Raw genomic sequence first — 1,533 nt, 5'->3', positions numbered from 1 at the left:
GCATCGGACCGAAAAGCGCGTAGCGATTTTCGGGAAAATCCGATGCTTGACGAAAATGATTTGGGCCATTCGGCCTGGTAGAGCCGTGCGTTTCATGCTGGCCGGGTGAATTTCCGGTCGAAGCGCACTATATGAAACTTACGCTGCCGCAAGCGCCTTTTTGGGGTTCGTTTTGGCGGTGCCATAGTTTGAAAACTGTCGGGCCTTGACCCCGGCGTGGATGGAGAACGCATATGCCTGCTGTGCAGGACACGATCGATCGGGTCCGAAAGATCGACGTCGACCAATATAAATATGGATTCCAGACCGAAATCGCGATGGATAAGGCCCCCAAAGGCCTCAGCGAAGACATTATCCGTTTCATTTCGGCCAAGAAGGACGAACCGTCCTGGATGCTGGAATGGCGTCTGGAAGCCTATCGCCGTTGGCTGACGCTTGACGAGCCGACCTGGGCGCGCGTCCACTATCCCAAGATCGATTTCCAGGACATCTACTTCTACGCGGCGCCCAAGAGCACGCCCGGCCCGACCTCGCTCAGCGATGTCGATCCCGAACTCTTGAAGGTCTACGAGAAGCTCGGTATTCCGCTGCGCGAGCAGGAAATCCTCGCCGGCGTGCAGAAGACCGACGCCTCGGAACTCGAGGAAGTCAGCGACAATGTCTACAAATCGGGCCGCGTCGCCGTCGACGCCGTGTTCGATTCCGTTTCCGTCGTCACCACCTTCAAGAAGGAGCTGGCGCAGGCCGGCGTCATCTTCTGCTCGATCTCGGAAGCCATCCGCGAGCATCCCGAACTGGTGAAGAAGTATCTCGGCTCGGTTGTGCCGACCTCCGACAATTATTACGCCACGCTGAATTCGGCCGTGTTCACCGACGGCTCGTTCGTCTTCGTGCCCAAGGGCGTGCGCTGCCCGATGGAGCTGTCGACCTATTTCCGCATGAACGAGAAGAACACCGGCCAGTTCGAGCGCACGCTGATCATCGCCGAGGAGGGGGCTTACGTCTCCTATCTCGAAGGCTGCACGGCGCCGCAGCGCGATGAGAACCAGCTGCATGCCGCCGTCGTCGAACTGGTGGCGCTCGACGATGCCGAGATCAAATATTCGACGGTGCAGAACTGGTATCCCGGAGACGCCGAGGGCAAGGGTGGCATCTACAATTTCGTCACCAAGCGCGGCGACTGCCGTGGCGATCGCTCGAAGATCTCGTGGACGCAGGTCGAGACCGGCTCGGCGATCACCTGGAAATATCCGAGCTGCATCCTGCGCGGCGACGATTCCTCGGGCGAGTTCTATTCGATCGCTGTCTCGAACGGTTATCAGCAGGTCGACAGCGGCACCAAGATGATCCACCTCGGCAAGAACACGTCGAGCCGCATCATCTCCAAAGGCATCGCCGCCGGCTTCTCGCAGAACACCTATCGCGGCCAGGTCTCGGCGCACCGCAAGGCGACCAACGCCCGCAACTTCACCAACTGCGATTCCCTGCTGATCGGCGACCAGTGCGGCGCGCACACCGTGCCCTACATGGAAG

At 59.5% G+C, this 1,533-nt stretch carries 1 protein-coding gene; it reads left to right on the top strand.

Annotated elements, in window-relative coordinates:
* Nucleotides 1–233 precede the first annotated feature (233 nt).
* The coding region (gene sufB / locus EN969_RS30540; protein ID WP_127419706.1) for a Fe-S cluster assembly protein SufB at nt 234–1,533 on the top strand (1,300 nt) is incomplete at its 3' end.

The sequence above is a fragment of the Mesorhizobium sp. M7A.F.Ca.CA.003.01.2.1 genome (genome assembly GCF_003998945.1).
Lineage (GTDB): Bacteria > Pseudomonadota > Alphaproteobacteria > Rhizobiales > Rhizobiaceae > Mesorhizobium > Mesorhizobium ciceri.
Note: the sequence above shows the minus strand (reverse complement) of the source record. Positions and strands in the feature narration are given on the sequence as shown.